The sequence below is a fragment of the Acidobacteriota bacterium genome (genome assembly GCA_039030395.1).
Lineage (GTDB): Bacteria > Acidobacteriota > Thermoanaerobaculia > Multivoradales > JBCCEF01 > JBCCEF01.
The window spans coordinates 1-2091 of the sequence record JBCCEF010000061.1 but is presented as its reverse complement, the minus strand read 5'-3'; the positions used below and the strand labels follow the sequence as shown (position 1 = coordinate 2091).

Here is a 2091-nt window from a genome sequence, read left to right as displayed (position 1 = left end):
CGTGACGAGGCGAACGACGCCGCCCAACAGGCTCTTCTGACGGTCCTCTCCAAGGCTTCCAGGTTCGATCCGAAGCGCGACGCCCTGTCGTGGGTATTCGGCATCGTGGCCAACGAATGCCGCACCCGGCGACGCTCGCTCCAGCGCCGCGACCGCGCCTTGCAGCGCTGGGGCGACGACAGGGGCGGCGCGCGACGACCGCTGGTGGAGGACGACGTGATCGAGCGTGACCTGGCCCAGGCCGCCCAGGACGTGCTCGCCGGCTTGCCGACCCGCGACATCGAGACGATCGTCGCCTCATTGCACGACCGACGCCCCTCCGATGTCGCCTCGGCCACCTTTCGCAAACGCCTGGAGCGCGCCCGTCGCCGCCTGCGCGAGGCCTGGAGATTGCGCCATGAAGCCTGAAGACGCTATGTATCGCCGCGCCCGACGAGCCTACGAGCTCGGCCGCCTGAGCGCCGCCCTCCCCTGGGCTCTGGTGGTGCCACCGCTGGCCTGGCTCGCCCTGCGCTCGTGCCCGCGCTCCGCTGAGTACCTGGCCCTGATCGGCAGCCTCGCCGCGGCCGTGCTGGTGGGCCTACGTTGGCGCGGGCAAGACTTCGGGCGCGCGGTCAAGCCGGGCATCCTGATCGGCCTCGCCGGCTTCGCCGTGCCCTGGCTCGCCATTGCCTGTGACCTCTGCCCCATCGCCCCGTCGCCGCTGCTGCTCGCCTTGTGCGGCGCCGGCGGCGCCACCAGCGGTCTGGCCCTTTCGGCCCATTGCTTGCTGTGCGGCTGCTGCAGTCGCGAGCATGTCCTCGCCATGGGTACCACCGCCGGTCTGATCGCTGCACTCGGCTGTGCCCCGGCCGGATTCGGCGGCCTGCTGGGTATGGCCTTAGCGCTCACCCTCTCCGGGGTGGCGGGCACGGCCCTGGCGCGGGCGACGTAGGGTTCGCTAGGTAGATCGCGTCCCGTCTCTTCACTCCGTAGGGCGGGATTCAGACCTCTTGACGGCCCACCGAGAACAAACCTCCAGGGTTTTTCTCGTCTGGATGACAGATCGGAGCACTCTTTTCCGTGTGTAGTTCTTTAGCGCTTGCCACAAGTGTAGGCGCCGGAGCCCTGCATGGGACGATTGCCACGCTTCATACCCAAAAACAAGAACGGTGTCCTAGTCGAAGTCACCTCCCGGGTGATCGGCGCCCGGGCCTTGCTCACCCCCACACCCGATCCTCGCCGGTTCAATGAAGTCGTGGTCGGCATCCTCGGTCGCGCCTTGGAGATCTCGCCACTCAAGCTGTGCTCGACGGTGTGGACATCAAACCACATGCACGGCCTCGTCGTCGTCCACGACCAGCAACAGCTGAGCCGCTTCATGCACCACCTGGGTTGCAATATCTCGAAGGAGATCGGCGGCCGCCTGCGCGGCTGGTGTGGCACCTTCTGGGAGCGACGCTACGACGGCATCGTCGTCTCCGACGAGCCCGAGGCGCAGTGGCGCCGACTCAAGTATCACCTCAGCCACGGCGGCAAAGAGGGCCTGGTCCAGTCGCCACTGCAGTGGCCCGGCGTCCACGCCGCGCGAGCTTTGGTGCACGGCGAGCCGCTAGAGGGAGCCTGGTTCAACCGATCGAAAGAGTGGTCGGCTAAGAACCGCGGCCTCGTTGTCGGTCGCTACGATTTCGCCACGCGCTACCGGGTCGGCTTCGCTCCGCTCCCAGCCTTCCTTCACCTGACACCGGAAGAGTACCGCAACAAGGTCGCCGAGCTGATCCGGGAGATCGAGCAGGAAGGCGAGGCGCGCCGGGACGGCAATCCAGTGGCCGGCGTAGAGAAGATCCTCAGCCAGAACCCTTACGAGCCACCGACTCGCCAGACCAAGCGATCACCCAAGCCACGGTTTCACGCCGCCTCGAAGCCGGCACGGCTCGACTTCGAAACCGAACTCGCGGCCTTCCTGGCGGAGTACTGGGTCGCCTCGGAAGCCCTGCGATCCGGCAACCTCGAGGCCGCCGGCTGGTTTCCCAATGGTTGCTATCCGCCAGCCCTCATCGTTCTTGGCAAGATCTCGGCTATTCTTGGCAAGATTTCGGTTATTCTCGTCCT

General features: G+C 66.7%; 3 protein-coding genes. All 3 read left to right on the top strand.

Annotation, left to right across the window (positions count from 1 at the left end):
* A partial coding sequence (locus tag AAF481_20460; protein MEM7483539.1) for a sigma factor occupies positions 1-408 on the top strand: 408 nt, incomplete at its 5' end.
* Entirely contained in the window at positions 398-934 is a 537-nt protein-coding gene (locus AAF481_20455; protein MEM7483538.1) for a hypothetical protein, read from the top strand. The genes AAF481_20460 and AAF481_20455, both read left to right, overlap by 11 nt.
* A 177-nt stretch (positions 935-1111) precedes the next feature.
* A partial coding sequence (locus AAF481_20450) for a hypothetical protein (GenBank protein ID MEM7483537.1) occupies positions 1112-2091 on the top strand: 980 nt, incomplete at its 3' end.

What these genes read in the sequence shown, in the direction of transcription:
- AAF481_20455 (MEM7483538.1), top strand. Translation starts at nt 398, where the DNA reads ATGAAGCCTGAAGACGCTATGTATCGCCGCGCCCGACGAGCCTACGAG.